Source organism: Streptomyces glaucosporus, assembly GCF_039533345.1.
Classification (GTDB): domain Bacteria; phylum Actinomycetota; class Actinomycetes; order Streptomycetales; family Streptomycetaceae; genus Streptomyces; species Streptomyces glaucosporus.
In genome coordinates this window covers 22,213-40,587 of the sequence record NZ_BAAATJ010000023.1, presented here as the reverse complement: position 1 = coordinate 40,587, position 18,375 = coordinate 22,213, and the positions used below count along the sequence as shown (strand labels likewise).

Below are 18,375 nucleotides of genomic sequence, written 5' to 3'. Positions count from 1 at the left end.
GAATCGTCCACCAGCAAGCCGTATGGAGGTACCGGGACATGGCGCTCGACCAGTCCTTCGTGGGGCGGAGCTATCCGCCCACCGCGCCGTACGAAGTCGGCAGGGAGAAGATCCGCGAGTTCGCCGAGGCCATCGGGGACCTCCACCCCGCGTACACCGATCCGGAGGCGGCCGGAGAACTCGGCCACCCCGATGTGATCGCCCCGCCCACCTTCGTCTTCGCCATCACCTTCAAGGCGGCCAGGGCGGTGATCGAGGACCCGCGGCTCGGACTGGACTACAGCCGGGTGGTGCACGGCGACCAGAGGTTCGCCTACACGCGGCCGGTGCGCGCCGGGGACCGGCTCACGGTCACCCCCACGATCGAGTCGGTCAAGTCGCTCGCGGGGAACGACGTCCTGGACATCCGCGGCGAGGTGCACGACGAGGCGGGCGAGCACGTGGTGACCGCCTGGACCAAGCTGGTGGCCCGTGCGCCGGAGGACGAGCCGGCGCGGGAACAGGGGGAGTGACGCGAATGGCAGCGAAGATCGCGTACGCGGACGTCGAGGTGGGCACCGAACTGCCCGCCCGGAGCTTCCCCGTGACACGCGCCACACTCGTGCGGTACGCGGGCGCCTCCGGCGACTTCAACCCGATCCACTGGAACGAGCGGTTCGCACGTGAGGTCGGTCTCCCCGACGTCATCGCGCACGGCATGTTCACCATGGCCGAGGCCGCCCGCGTGGTCACCGACTGGGCCGGCGACCCGGGCGCCCTGGTGGAGTACGGGGTGCGCTTCACCAAGCCCGTCGTCGTCCCCGACGATGACAAGGGCGCCGTCATCGAGGTCTCCGGGAAGGTCGCCGCCAAGCTGGACGACGAGGAGCGCACCGTCCGGGTGGACCTCACCGTGACGAGCGCCGGGCAGAAGGTGCTGGGCATGTCCCGCGCGGTGGTCCGGCTCGCCTGACCCGAACCCGAATCCGGACCCGGCTCGGGCGCCACGGGAGACGGCCGTGCGGATGGGCGCACGGCCGCTCTCGTAGTCTTGGGCCCGTGCAGGAACTCCACGACGCCCCCCTCGCCCCGCTGACCACCTTCCGGCTGGGCGGCCCGGCGAGACGCCTGGTCACGGCCACCACCGACGAGGAGGTGACCGAGGCGGTCCGGGCCGCCGACGCCGACGGCACACCGCTGCTCCTCGTCGGCGGAGGCAGCAACCTCCTCATCGCCGACGAGGGCTTCGACGGCACAGCCCTGCGCATCGCCACCACCGGCTTCCGTCTGGAGGGCACCCGGCTGGAGCTGGCCGCGGGCGAGAACTGGTCCGACGCCGTGGCCCGCACGGTCGAGGCGGGGCTCGCGGGCATCGAGTGCATGGCCGGGATCCCCGGTTCCGCGGGCGCCACGCCCATCCAGAACGTCGGCGCCTACGGGCAGGAGGTCTCCGCGACGATCACCGAGGTCGTCGCCTACGACCGCCGCGGCGGCGAGACCGTCACCATTCCCGCCGCCGAGTGCGGCTTCTCCTACCGGCACAGCCGCTTCAAGGCCGACCCCGCCCGCTTCGTCGTCCTGCGCGTCCGTTTCGAGCTGGAGGACGCGGACGGGCTCTCGGCCCCCATCCGCTACGCCGAGACCGCCCGCGCGCTGGGCGTGGAGGTGGGCGAGCGGGTCCCCGTGGCCAGGGCCCGCGAGACCGTCCTCAAGCTCCGCGCCGGCAAGGGCATGGTCCTCGACCCCGAGGACCACGACACCTGGTCCGCCGGATCCTTCTTCACCAACCCCGTCCTCGGCGCGGACGAGTACGAGGCCTTCCTCACCCGTGTCGCGGAGCGGCTGGGGCCGGACGTCGTCCCGCCCGCCTACCCGGCCGGGGACGGCCTGGTGAAGACCTCCGCGGCCTGGCTGATCGACAGGGCCGGCTTCCCCAAGGGGTACGGGGACGGCCCGGCCCGGATCTCCACCAAGCACACCCTCGCCCTGACCAACCGGGGCTCGGCCACCACCGCGGACCTGCTCGCCCTCGCCCGCGAGGTCCGCGACGGCGTGTACGCGGCCTTCGGCGTGACGCTGGTCAACGAGCCGGTGACCGTCGGCTGCGCCCTGTAGGGACCGCCGACACCGGGGAGTCCGCACCGGTCGGGGAGTTGAACCCCTTCCCGAGCCGTCCTACTCTGCTCGGCAGACCGGCGAACACGGGTTCGCGGGGCGTTCCGGGGGGCGGAATGACGCGGGGCGGGGAGATGCTGCTCGGCGAAGGCACTGCCGTGCAGGTCGAGGTCGACGAGCAGGACGGCAGTGGGATCGACCGGGTGGGCCGCGGGCCCGGCGTCGGCCGGGGCTCCGCCGAGATCCTCCGGGGGCCTCTGACCCACGACCACCCCGCGCTGGAGACCGTCGCCCGGAACGTACGCGGCATGGCCCGGGCCCCGGGCTCCGTCATCGGCGAGCTCGGCGTCAAGACGGCCTCGGAGGCCGGGGCCGTGGTGGTGGAGGCGGCTACCGAGGCCCACTTCACGGTGGCCCCCCAGCGGGACGGACGAGGACCGGCGGGTGAGCCGCATGGCGCCTCCGCGCTCTGACACATCCCCCGAGTCAGGCCTGGTCCGGTTACGGACGGATGCCGGCAGCACGGCGGGGGCCGGGTTCCTCATCGCTCCGAACACCGTGTGCACCTGTGCACACGTGGTCGCCGACGTACTGGGGCTTCCCCGGGACACTCCCGACGCACCGGGCGGCGCCGTACTCGTCGACTTCCCGCTGCTGCGCGACGCGGACGGAACAATCCCCTCCGTCCCCGCCCGGGTCGTGTCCTGGCGGCCGGTCCGGCCCGACGGCGGCGATGTGGCACTGCTCCGCCTGGCACGTCCCGTACCGTCGGCGCGACCGGTGCCGCTGGTGGACGGGACGAGGGTGTGGGGCCACGAGTTCCGGGCGTACGGCTTCCCGGACGGCGCCGAGTACGGGGTGTGGGCCTCCGGCGTGCTGCGGGCCGTCCAGGGGGCGGGCTGGCTCCAGATGGACGCCCGGCCCGGTGGCGTGCGGATCTCGGCGGGCTTCAGCGGCGCCGCGGCGTGGGACGACGAGCAGGGCGGCGTTGTGGGGATGACCGTGGCCGCGGGCCGCGGCCGGCTCGACGGGACCGCCTATCTGGTGCCTTCCGCCGCCCTGATGGACGAGGAGGTCCTGCGGCCGACGTGCCCGTTCCGCGGCCTGGAGCCGTTCGGTGAGGAGGACGCGGAGTTCTTCCACGGCCGGGCGGCCGACACCGAGCGGCTATACGAGGCGGTCGTACGGCGCCCGGTCACGGTGGTGGCGGGCCCGTCCGGATGCGGCAAGTCCTCGCTGGTCCGCGCCGGACTGCTGCCCCGTCTGCGGGCGGACGGCACGGCCGTGTCCGTCCTGCGGCCCGTTGCGGGCGTACGGCCGGCGGCCGTCCTGGCGCAGGTGCTGGTCCCGGTGCTGGAGCCGGACGCCGGGGAGGTGGAGCGCCTGAGCAAGGTCGCGAGACTGGCGGGACTGCTGCGCGGCGACGGTGCGGACGGCATCTTCGCCGGGCTCCGCGCCGCTCTGCGGGAGCGCTGCGGAGAGGGCGGACTCCTGGTGTTCGTGGACCAGCTGGAGGAGTACGCCGCCGCCGACCCGGAAGCGGCCCGCGAACTGTTCTCCCTGCTCATCGCTCTGGCCGGGGAACCGGGCGGCCCGCGCGTGGTGGCCACCGCCCGCGCCGAGACCCTTGACGCGCTGGTGACGTCCGAGACCTCCGGCGTCCTGAGCGACGCCGTACTACTACTGGCCCCGCTCGCCGCCGACGACCTGCTGGACGCGGTCACCGGGCCTGTCGACGCCGTCCCCGGACTCTGGCTGGAGCCCCGGCTCGCGGAGCGCATCGTGGTGGACGCGGCGGACGAGCCGGGACGGATGCCGCTGGTGGAGTTCGCACTGACCCGGCTTTGGGAGCGCCGCACGGGTGCCATGCTCACGCACGCCGCCTACGAGGAGCTCGGCGGCGTCGCGGGCGCGCTGGTCGGCTATGCCGAGGACACCGTGAGCGACCATGTGCCGCCCGGTGAGGAGTCAGTGACCCGGCGGCTGTTCGTTCAGCTGGCCCGCCCGGACGACCGTGGCGGCTTCGGCCGCCGCGCCACTCCGCTCACCGATCTCGATCCGGCCGCCGCGAGACTCGCGCGCCGCCTGGCGGCCGGAAAACTCCTCGTCCTGAGCCGCACCGCCGAGGGCACCGAGGTCGTGGACCTGGCCCACGAGGCGCTCACCCGGTTGTGGCCGAGGCTGCGAGGCTGGCTGGAGGACAGCCGGGAGTTCCGCGCCTGGCAGGAGCAGCTCCGCGGTGACCTGGCCCGCTGGGAGGCCGGCGGCCGGGAGCCGGAGGGACTGCTGCGCGGTCGGCTGCTGACGGCCGCCGCCGACTGGTTGGACCGCCGCCCTGAAGACGTCACCGCCGCCGAACGCGCGTACATCGAGGCCGGGTGGCGGCACCAGCGGCGCGGCGTGCGGCGCCGACAGGCTGCGGTCGCGGGCTTGACGGTCCTGGCGTTGGTGGCGACGGTACTGGCGGCGGTCGCCGTGCGCAGCCAACGGGAGACCGAGAGGAACCTGCGCACCCTCGCTTCCAGCACCCTCGCCGAGAGGGCGGACCGCCTGTCCGCACGGGATCCCGGCACGGCGATGCAACTCGCCCTGGCCGCCTGGCACACCGAGCGGACCCCGCGGGCCGAGGCGGCGCTGCTGGGACAGTACGTGCGGGGGCAGTACCTGCGCGGCAGCCACGAGGGCCTGTGGCGCGGGCAGCCGGTGAGACTGACCGCCACCCCGGACGCCCGCACCCTGGTGGTGGTGTCCGAGCCGGGCGGCGGTGACCCGCCCGAGGCGACCGTGATCACCGGAGCGCCCGAGGGCGAGCCGCGGCGCCGTCACGTCCTGCGCGGTGTGCCCGGCGGGGACGAGCTTCGCACCGCCGTCAGCCCGGACGGCCGGTACTACGCGGTGGCCACCCCGGACGGCGCCGTGTACCTGTGGAGGCTGGACCGACGGGACCGGAGGCCCACGGTGCTGGCGCGTGGTGGAGAGGTGGGCCACAAGGTCGCCTGGGTGGTCCTGGACTTCAGCGAGGACGGGCGCCGCCTGCTCCGGTTGGCCACATTCCTGGAGCCTCGGCCCGAAGACGAGGGCCGAGGGGGCCTCTTGGAGGCGTGGGACACCGCCGACGGCGAGCCCCTACCCGTGGGAAGAGACGTGATCCCCCGCGATTTCCTGCCCTCGGAAGCGGCGTTCGGCCGGGATCCGGACACCGTGGTGACGGTCCGGAGCCAGAAGGGGAACGAGCTGAGCAGCGAGGTCACGGTGCGGGAGCTGGGCACCGGCCGCCTGGTGCGCCGGATCGTCGATCGGGCGGAGGGCGGTGAGTTCAGTCTCGGAGGCGGTGGTGCGCTCGCCTACCGGGAGCGGAGTTTGACGTACCCGGTAACGGTGCTCGGCGTCTACGACACCGCCACGGGCGAATCCCGGAAGGCGAAAGGCGGGCTGTGGGCGGACGGGGGAGGCGAGTACACCTACAAGTACGAGACCCAGGATTCTGCTCGGGGCGAGTACACCGAGGTCCTGGTGACCCGGCTGGCCACCGGCCACACCCATCGCACCCGGGTGCCGGTCGGCGGGGCACCGGGCCACAGGGCCCTGTTGATCGCCGTCGTACCGCGCGGGGACGGCGGCCCGGTGGTGCTGGCCGCCGTGGGTGACGCCTTGGTGGCGGCCAGGACGCTGCCCGGTGTCGTGGCGGAGACGGAGGCCTCGCAGTCGAGCCAGGAGGCCGTCGCGCTGACGTCCGACGGTCGGCGTGTGGCGCGGGTGTACGCGCCCTTCTCGGTGTTGTACCGCGATCTGCGTCGGCTGGAGGTGGCGGACCTGGTGCGCGGTGGCGGGCAGACTGTTGACCTTCCCCGCAAGGAGGGGTCCCAGCTCCATGAGTGGAAGGCTGCCTGGACGGCGCGGGACACCCGGCTGGTCGTCTGGAAGCGGAGCGGTACACGGCTGTACGTGTACGACCCCCGCGACCTGGATGACCGGAGAGAGGTGCGGCTGGACGCGGGCGGGGACACCCGAAAACCCGCCGGGAGGATCGACGCGGTCGCTCCGCTGACCGGTGGGGACGTGGCGGTGCTGACAGCCGGCGGCGCTCTGCTGCGGGTGGACCCGGAGCGGGGCGCACAGGTGGGTGCGCCGCTGCGGACGGGGCTCGGCACGGCCGACTCCGACCAGTTCTACGAGGCGACCGGCAGGATCGCCGCCCGTCCCGGCCGTCCGTACCAGGTCGCGGTGGCACCCGGACCCGATGTGGAGCGCCGCGAGGCGGTGGAGCTGTGGGACCTCGGAAGCCGCGCCCGTATCGGGGTGCTCGCCAGCGAGGAAGCCGGCGCGGTCCACAGCAGGTACGAGCTGGGGGAGGTCATGAAGCCCGTGGTTTTCTCACCGGACGGCGAGGAACTGCTGGTGCGGTACACCAACGGTCATGCGTATCGCTGGCGGGTGGACGCGCGCAGGATCACGGGCCCGCGCATCACGCTCGACGACGACGGCCTCATCGGCATGACGAACGGGGGCGTCGTGGTCACGCAGCCGCCGGAGGAGGGCAGCCACTACGAACTGCGCCGAGCCGGGACCGGTGCCCAGATCGGCAGAATCTCCGCGGTCATCGGTGCCACGGAGCACTTCCGCGGCGACCGGCTGATCACGGAGTCCGAGGGCTGGCGCCAGGAGTTCGACCTGCGCCCCGGGGTCTGGTTCCGGGAGCTGTGCCGGGCGGTGGGCCGCGACCACACCGCCGCCGAGCAAAAGCTCCTCCCGCCCGGTACCCGCTCCGGACCGCCCTGCGCAGGTGCGGAGTAGCCGGACCCCGCCGCCGCGCCGCGCTCACCCCTGGGTCGGCGGCTCCGCCAGCCAGGCGTCGATGTCCGTCAGGATCTCCTTGCGGACGTCCTCCGGCGCGCACGAGCCGCGCACCGACTGCCGGGCCAGCTCCGCCAGCTCCGCGTCCGTGAAGCCGTGGTGCCTGCGCGCGATCTCGTACTGCGCGGCCAGCCGTGAACCGAACAGCAGCGGGTCGTCGGCGCCCAGCGCCAGCGGCACGCCCGCCTCGAACAGCGTCCGCAGCGGAACGTCCTCGTGCTTGTCGTAGACGCCCAGCGCCACGTTGGACGCCGGGCAGACCTCGCAGGTCACCTGCTGGTCGGCCAGCCGCTTCAGCAGCCGCGGGTCCTCGGCGGCCCGCACCCCGTGCCCGATGCGGTTCGCGCGGAGGTCGTCCAGGCAGTCGGCGACGCTGGACGGGCCCGACAGCTCGCCGCCGTGCGGGGCGGACAGCAGGCCGCCTCCGCGCGCGATGGCGAAGGCCCGGTCGAAGTCGCGGGCGAAACCGCGCCGTTCGTCGTTGGACAGCCCGAAGCCGACGACCCCGCGGTCGGCGTAGCGCACGGCCAGACGGGCCAGGGTGCGGGCGTCCAGGGGGTGCTTGACGCGGTTCGCGGCGACCAGCACCCGCATGCCGAGCCCGGTCTCCCGGGCGGCGGTCTCCACCGCGTCCAGGATGATCTCCAGCGCCGGGATCAGCCCGCCCAGCCGCGGCGCGTACGAGGTGGGGTCGACCTGGATCTCCAGCCACCGCGACCCGTCCCGTACGTCCTCCTCGGCCGCCTCGCGGACCAGCCGCTGGATGTCCTCGGGCGAGCGCAGGCAGGAGCGCGCGATGTCGTACAGCCGCTGGAAGCGGAACCAGCCCCGCTCGTCCGTGGCCCGCAGTCTGGGGGGCCGGCCGCTGCTCAGGGCGTCCGGCAGGTGGACGCCGTACTTGTCGGCGAGCTCCAGCATGGTGCTGGGGCGCATCGATCCGGTGAAGTGCAGGTGCAGGTGGGCCTTGGGCAGTCTGCGGACGTCGCGAACACTCTCCATCCCGAGATTTTGCCGTACGCGGCGACACACCCGGAAACCCCGGGCCACGATCGGGGAGCTGCCCGAACGCGCGGGCGGACCCTTCGGAGCACGCTCCGAGGGGCCCGCCCGTCCGTGCCGCCGGGGTCAGTCCCGTGCCTCGGCCAGCAGCTTCTGGATCCGGGAGACGCCCTCGACCAGGTCCTCGTCGCCCAGTGCGTACGACAGCCTCAGGTAGCCCGGGGTGCCGAACGCCTCGCCCGGGACGACCGCGACCTCGGCCTCCTCCAGGATCACCTCGGCCATCTCCACGCTCGTGGCCGGCCGCCTGCCCCGGATCTCCTTGCCGAGCAGGCCCTTGACCGACGGGTAGACGTAGAAGGCGCCCTCCGGCTCGGGGCAGGTGACGCCCGCGATCTCGTTCAGCATCCGCACGATCGTCCTCCGGCGCCGGTCGAAGGCCTCGCGCATCTCGGCCACGGCCTCCAGGCCGCCGGAGACGGCCGCCAGCGCGGCGGCCTGCGCCACGTTGGAGACGTTGGAGGTGGCGTGCGACTGGAGGTTGGTGGCGGCCTTCACCACGTCCTTGGGGCCGATGACCCAGCCCACGCGCCAGCCGGTCATGGCGTACGTCTTGGCCACGCCGTTGACCACGACGCACTTGTCGGCCAGCTCCGGGACGAGCACCGGCAGCGAGGAGAACTCCGCGTCGCCGTAGACCAGGTGCTCGTAGATCTCGTCGGTGAGCACCCACAGCCCGTGCCCTGCGGCCCAGCGGCCGATCTCCTCGGCCTGCGCGCGGGAGTAGACCGCGCCGGTCGGGTTGGAGGGGGAGACGAACAGCAGCACCTTGGTGCGCTCGGTGCGGGCCGCCTCCAGCTGCTCCACGGTGACGCGGTAGCCGCTGGTCTCGTCGGCGACCACGGGCACCGGCACGCCGCCCGCGAGCCTGATCGACTCGGGGTAGGTGGTCCAGTACGGGGCCGGGACGATGACCTCGTCACCCGGGTCGAGGATCGCCGCGAAGGCCTCGTAGATGGCCTGCTTGCCGCCGTTGGTGACCAGCACCTGGGAGGCGTCGACCGAGTAGCCGGAGTCGCGCAGCGTCTTCGCGGCGATGGCCTCCTTCAGCTCGGGGAGCCCGCCGGCCGGGGTGTAGCGGTGGAAGCGCGGGTTCCGGCAGGCCTCCACGGCGGCCTCGACGATGTAGTCGGGCGTGGGGAAGTCGGGCTCGCCCGCGCCGAAGCCGATCACCGGACGTCCGGCGGCCTTGAGGGCCTTGGCCTTGGCGTCGACGGCGAGCGTCGCGGACTCGGAGATCGAGCCGATCCGGGCCGAGACCCGGCGCTCGGTGGGTGACTGGTGGGGAGGGTTTGCAGCGGTCATGGGGGCATCGTTGCAGACGGGGGACCGCCCGGGCACGCGGGTTGCGCGTGGTTCAGGGCGGAAGGAAACCTCCGGGGGAAGCCGGGAGGAGCCGGGGGAGCGGAAGATGTTCGGGGCGATCCGGGGTTACCCGTTCGACGGCGGCGCGCGAAGCACGTACACTCACCGTCGTTGGTCCCGGCCGATCATCCGGTGGACCGCGTACTCCGCGGGACCGTCCGGATGCTGTAGGTTGGGGGACGACAAAGGGTCGTAGCTCAATTGGTAGAGCACCGGTCTCCAAAACCGGCGGTTGGGGGTTCAAGTCCCTCCGGCCCTGCTACACGCATCTGGAGCAGGTGCGTGCACGTGTACGTAGCTGGACGCACCGCCGTACGGCCGGGCCGGACGCGGCACGGCACGCGGCCAGGACCCGGATGCAGGTGAGGACGAGTGGCGGAGATCACGGACTCCATCGAGGTCCCCGAGCCCGGGCGGTCCCAGGACGACAAGAAGCCCCGGCGCGGCGGCAAGCGCGGAAAGAAGGGCCCCCTGGGCCGTCTCGCGCTGTTCTACCGGCAGATCGTCGCGGAGCTGCGCAAGGTCGTCTGGCCCACGAAGCGTCAGTTGTCGACGTACACCACCGTGGTGATCGCCTTCGTCGTCATCGTCATCGGCCTGGTGACCGTGATTGACTGGGGATTCACGAAGGCCGTCACGTACGTCTTCGGCTGATCCGCCCGCGGAGGGAGCCTCCCGGGCACCTTTCCGCATGTTCGACCCCTTGAAGCCAGGAAGAAGCAGCCACCGTGTCTGACCCGAACCTGAACGACGCCGTCGACCCTGCCGAGGGCGATGACACCGCGCCCGACGTCGTCGAGGCGACGGACAGCGTCGACCAGGCCGAAGCTGCCGACACCACCGAGGGCACCCCTGCCGAGCAGGCCGGGGAAGAGGCCGAGTCCGACGAGTCCGACGCCGACGAGGCGGGTGAGACCGGGGCCGAGTCCGCCGACGGGACGGAGGAGGCGGAGGAGGAGCCGGTCGACCCGGCCGAGGCGCTCCGCGAGGAGCTGAAGCACCTCCCCGGCGAGTGGTACGTCATCCACACGTACGCGGGCTACGAGAAGCGCGTGAAGGCCAACCTGGAGCAGCGCGCCGTCTCGCTGAACGTCGAGGACTACATCTACCAGGCCGAGGTGCCCGAGGAAGAGATCGTCCAGATCAAGAACGGCGAGCGCAAGAACGTCCGTCAGAACAAGCTCCCGGGCTACGTCCTGGTGCGCATGGACCTGACGAACGAGTCCTGGGGCGTCGTCCGCAACACCCCTGGCGTCACCGGCTTCGTGGGCAACGCCTACGACCCGTACCCGCTGACCCTGGACGAGGTCGTCAAGATGCTCGCCCCCGAGGCCGAGCGGAAGGCCGCCGCGGAGGGCGGCGAGGGCGCCGCGCCGGCCCGCAAGGTCGAGGTCCAGGTGCTGGACTTCGAGGTCGGAGACTCGGTCACGGTCACCGACGGCCCGTTCGCGACCCTCCAGGCCACGATCAACGAGATCAACCCCGACTCGAAGAAGGTCAAGGGCCTCGTCGAGATCTTCGGCCGCGAGACCCCGGTCGAGCTGAGCTTCGACCAGATCCAGAAGAACTGACGGTTCTTCCGGTCAACCGCTTCCGGCCAGGTCAGGTGCGCCTTCGGGTGAGCCTGACCTGGCCGGTTTCCTGCCGCGCCGCGGTACCGGCTATCGTGGTGCGGTATGCCTCCGTGCGGGTGGATTCGCCCGTCGTGGGGATCACCACCTCTCACTAGGACCCGGAGAGAACATGCCTCCCAAGAAGAAGAAGGTCACGGGGCTGATCAAGCTCCAGATCCAGGCCGGTGCCGCGAACCCGGCCCCGCCGGTCGGCCCCGCGCTGGGTCAGCACGGCGTCAACATCATGGAGTTCTGCAAGGCCTACAACGCCGCGACCGAGTCGCAGCGCGGCTGGGTCATCCCGGTGGAGATCACGGTCTACGAGGACCGCTCCTTCACCTTCGTCACCAAGACGCCCCCGGCCGCGAAGATGATCCTCAAGGCCGCCGGCATCGAGAAGGGCTCCGGCGAGCCGCACACCAAGAAGGTCGCGAAGATCACGCGCGAGCAGGTGCGGGAGATCGCCACCACCAAGATGCCCGACCTCAACGCCAACGACCTCGACGCCGCGGAGAAGATCATCGCGGGCACCGCCCGTTCCATGGGCGTCACCGTCGAGGGCTGATCCGCTCTCCTCGCGGTACCCCGCGACGTGCATGCCGGGCCCGTTCCACGGGACCCGTGAAGCGGGTGAGCCGAAGGGCGTGCCGGTGCCGGAGGCGTATGGCGGTGCCTCCCGGGCGGAAAGCCGGGGCGGAGAGAAGCCGTGGAAGCGCCGGAGCCGGGCCGGAGCGCACGGAGGCGGACCGGGCACAGAACAAGAGAGTGGCAGGGTCAGGCGCTGGCCCCCTGGACCACGACTCCTCAACCTGAAGACAACTGGAGCAGAAGTGAAGCGCAGCAAGGCTTTCCGCAGTGCGGACGCCAAGGTCGACCGGACGCGGCTGTACGCCCCGCTGGAGGCCATCCGTCTCGCCAAGGAGACCTCTCCGACCAAGTTCGACGCGACCGTCGAGGTCGCCATGCGCCTGGGCGTCGACCCGCGCAAGGCCGACCAGATGGTGCGCGGCACCGTGAACCTCCCGCACGGCACCGGTAAGACCGCCCGGGTCCTGGTCTTCGCGACCGGCGACCGTGCCGCGGCCGCGGAAGCCGCCGGCGCCGACATCGTCGGCTCCGACGAACTGATCGAGGAGGTCGCCGGCGGCCGTCTGGACTTCGACGCCGTCGTCGCCACCCCGGACCTGATGGGCAAGGTCGGCCGTCTGGGCCGCGTGCTCGGTCCCCGTGGTCTGATGCCGAACCCGAAGACCGGCACCGTCACCCCGGACGTCGCCAAGGCCGTCACCGACATCAAGGGCGGCAAGATCGAGTTCCGCGTGGACAAGCACGCCAACCTCCACTTCATCATCGGCAAGGTCTCGTTCGACGAGAAGCAGCTGGTGGAGAACTACGCGGCGGCGCTGGAGGAGGTCCTGCGTCTGAAGCCGTCCGCCGCCAAGGGCCGGTACATCAAGAAGGCCGTCGTCACCACGACGATGGGCCCCGGTATCCCGGTCGACCCCAACCGCACCCGCAACCTCCTGGCGGAGGAGGAGGTCGCCGCCTGATCCAGGCGCGTCCTCAAGGGCAACGGCCGGGCCCCGCTTCCGAGTTGGAGCGGGGCCCGGCCTCTTTCGCGTCCGGGTGCGCATCTGCGGCCGGCGCCGTCGCGGGGACGCGTCCGACGCCGCAGCGCCGGGGGACCGCGCGTCCTCGCACACCGGGCCGTGTCCGGGGGGCGGCGGTGCCTTCCGGGCTGCTCCGGCGGCGGGGGGCGGACGCGGGGCCTCGGGCCCCCGCACGGCCGTCCTCCGGGCCTCCCCGGACGGCCCCGGAGGGGCAGGAAGGGGCCGGGAGCGCCGGGGCCGAGCCGGCGTCCGGCGCGGCCGGCGGGAGCCCGGGAGCAGGCCGTGGGCGAGGACGGGATTCCGGGCGGCGGCGGAGCGGCCCGGCGGTGCCGTGATCCCGGATTTGCCCGACGCGACGGCGTTCGCGTACTCTTCCACGGAAGCCAAAGACCGCTGGTCGTTGCCGTGCCTCCAGGTATCTGTACAGATCCGGAGCGCGGTGGCCGAAGGATCCGCTTGGAGCGGGCGACCTGCGCAGGTGACAGTGGAGGACTCCCGGACGTCTGTCCGGTCGAGTCACGCCCCGTGCCCTGCGCCGGGGCGTTTCGTTTTGCGCAAGCCCCCTTCCTCGTGCGCCCGACGTGGGCGGTCCGGCGTCATGGCCGGCCGAAAGGCCGGTCGAGGATCGCATCACCCGGAAAGGAGGGCCGAGGCTCATGGCGAGTCCCGACAAGGTCGCGACTGTCGCGGAGATCAAGGAGGAGTTCCAGAACTCCACCGCCGCCGTTGTGACCGCGTACACCGGTCTCAGCGTCGCGCAGCTCAAGGCACTGCGCCGTTCTCTCGGTGAGAACGCCCAGTACCGCGTGGCGAAGAACACGCTGACCAAGATCGCGGCCAACGAGGCCGGGGTCACCGAGCTCGACGAGTTCTTCGTCGGCTCCACCGCTGTCGCGTTCGTGACCGGTGACCCGGTCGAGGCGGCGAAGAGTCTCCGTGACTTCGCCAAGGACAACCCTCAGCTCGTCATCAAGGGCGGTGTCCTTGAGGGCAAGGCGCTGTCCGCGGACGACATCAAGAAGCTCGCGGACCTCGAGTCCCGCGAGGTGCTGCTCGCCAAGCTGGCCGGTGGCATGAAGGCGTCCATGGCGAAGGCCGCGGCGACCTTCCAGGCCCCGCTCTCGAAGTTCGTCCGCACCGCGGACGCCCTTCGCAGCAAGGTCGAGCAGGGCGGTGCCGGTACGCCGGCTCCCGCCGAGGCCGAGTAACCACACGGCGCACTCGGTCGCAGCGGGCCACAGTACGCCCGCCGACATGTACAACCCGGCACCAGCCGACTTAGTGGAAGGACCGCCATCATGGCGAAGCTCAGCCAGGAAGAGCTGCTCGCGCAGTTCGAGGAGATGACCCTCATCGAGCTCTCCGAGTTCGTGAAGGCCTTCGAGGAGAAGTTCGACGTCGAGGCCGCCGCCCCGGTCGCCGTCGCCGCCGCTCCCGCCCAGGGTGGTGGCGAGGGTGCCGCCGCCGCCGAGGAGAAGGACGAGTTCGACGTCATCCTCGCCGGCGCCGGCGACAAGAAGATCCAGGTCATCAAGGTCGTGCGCGAGCTGACCTCCCTGGGCCTGAAGGAGGCCAAGGACCTGGTCGACGGTGCTCCGAAGCCCGTCCTGGAGAAGGTCAACAAGGAGGCCGCGGACAAGGCCAAGGAGGCCCTGGAGGGCGCCGGCGCCTCCGTCGAGGTCAAGTGACCTCGGGCACTCCCCGGTGACTTCGGTCACACCCGGAGTCCGCTGACTCCGCGTTCACCGGAGGCGGCCACCCATGCGGGTGGTCGCCTCCGGCCGTTTCCGCGGCTGTCGTCTTGCCTGGCCGAGCACGGCAGGTAAGGTGATCACCGCTGCCCGGCCATACGCCTCCCGGTGACGCCCACGGGGGTGGGGGCCTTGACGAACAGCACGTAGCGCGCAATTCTCGGGACGCGTCGTCACATCGATCCACGATCCGAGGCATGGATCGCCGACGAAGCGGGAAACCTTGCGGCAGGTGTTGAACAACGAGGGGCTCGCCCCTCCGGAGGGAGAGATTGGTACGCGCTGCCGGTCTCCGGGTTCCGTACTGGACATCAGTGGGCCTTATGGCTACACTGACCCTTTGCGCTGCCTATTAACTGCCCCCTGCCCGTCACCAGGGGCACGGCATGCGCGTAGTGAGTCCGAGCCCTCGGAAGGACCCCCTCTTGGCCGCCTCGCGCAACGCCTCGACCGCCAATTCGACCAACGGCGCCAGCACCGCCCCGCTGCGTATCTCCTTTGCGAAGATCAAGGAGCCCCTCGAGGTTCCGAACCTCCTTGCGCTGCAGACCGAGAGTTTTGACTGGCTGCTCGGCAACGACGCATGGAAGGCTCGCGTCGAGGCCGCGCTGGCCCGCGGTGAGGATGTCCCCACCAAGTCCGGTCTGGAGGAGATCTTCGAGGAGATCTCCCCGATCGAGGACTTCTCCGGGTCGATGTCGCTCACCTTCCGCGACCACCGCTTCGAGCCGCCGAAGAACTCGATCGACGAGTGCAAGGAGCGCGACTTCACCTACGCCGCGCCGCTGTTCGTCACCGCCGAGTTCACCAACAACGAGACCGGCGAGATCAAGTCCCAGACGGTCTTCATGGGCGACTTCCCGCTCATGACCAACAAGGGCACCTTCGTCATCAACGGCACCGAGCGTGTCGTCGTCTCGCAGCTGGTGCGCTCGCCCGGCGTGTACTTCGACAGCAGCATCGACAAGACGTCCGACAAGGACATCTTCTCCGCCAAGATCATCCCCTCGCGGGGCGCCTGGCTGGAGATGGAGATCGACAAGCGCGACATGGTCGGTGTCCGCATCGACCGCAAGCGCAAGCAGTCCGTCACCGTCCTCCTCAAGGCCCTGGGCTGGACCACCGACCAGATCCTGGAGGAGTTCGGCCAGTACGAGTCCATGCGCGCCACCCTGGAGAAGGACCACACCCAGGGCCAGGACGACGCGCTGCTCGACATCTACCGCAAGCTCCGTCCGGGCGAGCCCCCGACGCGCGAGGCCGCGCAGACGCTGCTGGACAACCTGTACTTCAACCCCAAGCGCTACGACCTGGCCAAGGTCGGCCGTTACAAGGTCAACCGGAAGCTGGGCATCGACCAGCCGCTGGACGCCGGCGTGCTGACCGTCGAGGACATCATCGCGACGATCAAGTACCTGGTGAAGCTGCACGCCGGTGAGACCGAGATGGCCGGCGACAGCGGCCAGACGGTCGTCGTCGAGACCGACGACATCGACCACTTCGGCAACCGCCGCCTGCGCAACGTCGGCGAGCTGATCCAGAACCAGGTCCGCACCGGTCTGGCCCGTATGGAGCGCGTCGTCCGCGAGCGGATGACGACCCAGGACGTCGAGGCGATCACGCCGCAGACCCTGATCAACATCCGGCCGGTCGTCGCCTCCATCAAGGAGTTCTTCGGCACCAGCCAGCTCTCCCAGTTCATGGACCAGACGAACCCGCTGTCGGGTCTGACCCACAAGCGCCGCCTGTCGGCGCTGGGCCCGGGCGGTCTGTCCCGTGAGCGGGCGGGCTTCGAGGTCCGCGACGTGCACCCGTCGCACTACGGCCGCATGTGCCCGATCGAGACCCCTGAAGGCCCGAACATCGGCCTGATCGGCTCGCTCGCCTCCTACGGCCGGGTCAACGCGTTCGGTTTCGTCGAGACCCCGTACCGCAAGGTCGTCGACGGCCAGGTCACCGACGAGGTGCACTACCTGACCGCCGACGAGGAGGACCGCTACGTCATCGCGCAGGCCAACGCGCCGCTGACCGAGGACATGCGGTTCGCCGAGGGCCGTGTGCTGGTCCGCCGCCGCGGCGGCGAGGTCGACTACGTCCCCGGCGACGAGGTCGACTACATGGACGTCTCGCCGCGCCAGATGGTGTCGGTCGCGACCGCCATGATCCCGTTCCTGGAGCACGACGACGCCAACCGCGCGCTCATGGGCTCGAACATGATGCGCCAGGCCGTCCCGCTGATCCGGGCCGAGGCCCCGCTGGTCGGCACCGGCATGGAGTACCGCTCCGCGGTCGACGCCGGTGACGTCATCAAGGCCGAGAAGGACGGCGTGGTCCAGGAGGTCTCCGCCGACTACATCACGGTGGCCAACGACGACGGCACGTACACCACGTACCGGGTCGCCAAGTTCTTCCGCTCCAACCAGGGCACCTCCTTCAACCAGAAGGTGATCGTGGACGAGGGCGACCGCGTGGTCACCGGCCAGGTCCTCGCCGACGGCCCCTCGACCGACCAGGGCGAGATGGCGCTCGGCAAGAACCTGCTCGTGGCGTTCATGCCGTGGGAGGGCCACAACTACGAGGACGCGATCATCCTGTCGCAGCGCCTCGTCCAGGACGACGTCCTCTCCTCGATCCACATCGAGGAGCACGAGGTCGACGCCCGTGACACCAAGCTCGGCCCCGAGGAGATCACCCGGGACATCCCGAACGTCTCCGAGGAGGTCCTGGCCGACCTCGACGAGCGCGGCATCATCCGCATCGGCGCCGAGGTCGAGGCCGGCGACATCCTGGTCGGCAAGGTCACCCCGAAGGGTGAGACCGAGCTGACCCCGGAGGAGCGTCTGCTCCGCGCGATCTTCGGCGAGAAGGCCCGCGAGGTCCGCGACACCTCGCTGAAGGTGCCGCACGGCGAGACCGGCAAGGTCATCGGCGTCCGCGTCTTCGACCGCGAGGAGGGCGACGAACTGCCCCCGGGCGTCAACCAGCTCGTCCGCGTCTACGTGGCCCAGAAGCGCAAGATCACCGACGGTGACAAGCTCGCGGGCCGCCACGGCAACAAGGGCGTCATCTCCAAGATCCTGCCGATCGAGGACATGCCGTTCATGGAGGACGGCACCCCGGTCGACGTCATCCTCAACCCGCTCGGCGTCCCGTCCCGGATGAACCCGGGCCAGGTCCTGGAGATCCACCTGGGCTGGCTCGCCTCCCAGGGCTGGAAGGTCGAGGGCATCGAAGAGGAGTGGAAGAAGCGCCTGGCCGCGATCGGCGCCGACGAGGTCGCCCCGCGCACCAACGTCGCCACCCCGGTGTTCGACGGTGCCCGCGAGGACGAGATCGCCGGTCTCTTCGAGGCCACCCTGCCGAACCGCGACGGGGACCGGCTGGTCCTGCCGTCCGGCAAGGCCCGGCTCTTCGACGGCCGCTCCGGCGAGCCGTTCCCGGAGCCGATCTCGGTCGGCTACATGTACATCCTGAAGCTGCACCACCTGGTCGACGACAAGCTGCACGCCCGCTCGACCGGTCCGTACTCGATGATCACCCAGCAGCCGCTGGGTGGTAAGGCCCAGTTCGGTGGCCAGCGCTTCGGTGAGATGGAGGTGTGGGCGCTGGAGGCCTATGGCGCGGCGTACGCCCTCCAGGAGCTGCTGACGATCAAGTCCGACGACGTCACCGGCCGCGTGAAGGTCTACGAGGCCATCGTCAAGGGCGAGAACATCCCCGAGCCGGGAATTCCCGAGTCCTTCAAGGTGCTCATCAAGGAGATGCAGTCCCTGTGCCTCAACGTGGAGGTGCTGTCCAGCGACGGTATGTCCATCGAGATGCGTGACACCGACGAGGACGTCTTCCGCGCCGCGGAAGAGCTCGGTATCGACCTGTCCCGGCGGGAGCCGAGCAGCGTCGAAGAGGTCTGACGGGTCGGCCGGAGCGCCGCACCCCTCCCCACCGGGGGAGGAAGGGCGGCTCTCCGGCCTCCCCGGGACCCCCGTTCAGACCATTACAGAGCCCCTTGCCTCGCTGACGCGAGGGGCA

Annotated in this window: 14 protein-coding genes and 1 tRNA gene; 13 read left to right on the top strand and 2 right to left on the bottom strand. The window is 71.1% G+C overall.

Going from position 1 to position 18,375, the window contains the following annotated elements:
• Positions 1-38: 38 nt before the first annotated feature.
• From ABD358_RS21615 to ABD358_RS21595, 5 genes are all read left to right on the top strand, one after another.
• Entirely contained in the window at positions 39-512 is a 474-nt protein-coding gene (locus ABD358_RS21615) for an FAS1-like dehydratase domain-containing protein (RefSeq protein ID WP_344632761.1), read from the top strand.
• 5 nt (positions 513-517) lie between these two features.
• Positions 518-952: a MaoC family dehydratase gene (locus ABD358_RS21610; protein WP_344632760.1), complete on the top strand. Its 435-nt coding sequence runs from the start codon at positions 518-520 to the stop codon at positions 950-952.
• A gap of 86 nt (positions 953-1,038) precedes the next feature.
• Positions 1,039-2,094 carry a UDP-N-acetylmuramate dehydrogenase gene (locus ABD358_RS21605; protein WP_344632759.1) on the top strand — a complete coding sequence of 352 codons (1,056 nt, stop codon included), beginning with the start codon at positions 1,039-1,041 and terminating at the stop codon, positions 2,092-2,094.
• A 134-nt stretch (positions 2,095-2,228) separates the two neighbouring features.
• Positions 2,229-2,567, top strand: coding sequence for a CU044_2847 family protein (locus ABD358_RS21600; RefSeq protein ID WP_344632758.1), 339 nt, complete (start codon positions 2,229-2,231; stop codon positions 2,565-2,567).
• Between the two features lie 103 nt (positions 2,568-2,670).
• Positions 2,671-6,888 (top strand): serine protease, encoded by a 4,218-nt coding sequence (locus tag ABD358_RS21595; RefSeq protein WP_344632757.1) that lies wholly within the window; start codon positions 2,671-2,673, stop codon positions 6,886-6,888.
• Between the two features lie 24 nt (positions 6,889-6,912).
• On the opposite strand, the gene ABD358_RS21590 is transcribed toward ABD358_RS21595, so the two are convergent.
• Both ABD358_RS21590 and ABD358_RS21585 read right to left on the bottom strand, forming a co-directional pair.
• The gene (locus tag ABD358_RS21590; protein WP_344632756.1) at positions 6,913-7,947 is read right to left on the bottom strand and encodes an adenosine deaminase; all 1,035 of its coding nucleotides are present in this window, start codon (positions 7,945-7,947) and stop codon (positions 6,913-6,915) included.
• Positions 7,948-8,073: 126 nt separating this feature from the next.
• Positions 8,074-9,312, bottom strand: coding sequence for a pyridoxal phosphate-dependent aminotransferase (locus tag ABD358_RS21585; RefSeq protein ID WP_344632755.1), 1,239 nt, complete (start codon positions 9,310-9,312; stop codon positions 8,074-8,076).
• A 246-nt stretch (positions 9,313-9,558) separates the two neighbouring features.
• Here ABD358_RS21585 and ABD358_RS21580 point away from each other — a divergent pair.
• From ABD358_RS21580 to rpoB, 8 genes are all read left to right on the top strand, one after another.
• Positions 9,559-9,631, top strand: a tRNA-Trp gene (locus ABD358_RS21580).
• 113 nt (positions 9,632-9,744) lie between these two features.
• Entirely contained in the window at positions 9,745-10,026 is a 282-nt protein-coding gene (gene secE, locus ABD358_RS21575) for a preprotein translocase subunit SecE (protein WP_344632754.1), read from the top strand.
• Positions 10,027-10,100: 74 nt separating this feature from the next.
• Positions 10,101-10,943 (top strand): transcription termination/antitermination protein NusG, encoded by an 843-nt coding sequence (nusG, locus tag ABD358_RS21570; protein ID WP_344632753.1) that lies wholly within the window; start codon positions 10,101-10,103, stop codon positions 10,941-10,943.
• A gap of 172 nt (positions 10,944-11,115) precedes the next feature.
• Positions 11,116-11,550, top strand: coding sequence for a 50S ribosomal protein L11 (gene rplK / locus ABD358_RS21565; RefSeq protein ID WP_344632752.1), 435 nt, complete (start codon positions 11,116-11,118; stop codon positions 11,548-11,550).
• Between the two features lie 265 nt (positions 11,551-11,815).
• Positions 11,816-12,535, top strand: a complete 720-nt coding sequence (gene rplA, locus ABD358_RS21560; protein ID WP_344632751.1) for a 50S ribosomal protein L1 — start codon at positions 11,816-11,818, stop codon at positions 12,533-12,535.
• A 716-nt stretch (positions 12,536-13,251) separates the two neighbouring features.
• Positions 13,252-13,803, top strand: coding sequence for a 50S ribosomal protein L10 (gene rplJ / locus ABD358_RS21555; RefSeq protein WP_344632750.1), 552 nt, complete (start codon positions 13,252-13,254; stop codon positions 13,801-13,803).
• A gap of 90 nt (positions 13,804-13,893) precedes the next feature.
• A complete protein-coding gene (gene rplL, locus ABD358_RS21550) occupies positions 13,894-14,283 on the top strand; it encodes a 50S ribosomal protein L7/L12 (RefSeq protein ID WP_344632749.1) in 390 nt (129 codons plus the stop codon).
• A 488-nt stretch (positions 14,284-14,771) separates the two neighbouring features.
• Positions 14,772-18,257 (top strand): DNA-directed RNA polymerase subunit beta, encoded by a 3,486-nt coding sequence (gene rpoB / locus ABD358_RS21545; RefSeq protein ID WP_344632748.1) that lies wholly within the window; start codon positions 14,772-14,774, stop codon positions 18,255-18,257.
• Positions 18,258-18,375 lie beyond the last annotated feature (118 nt).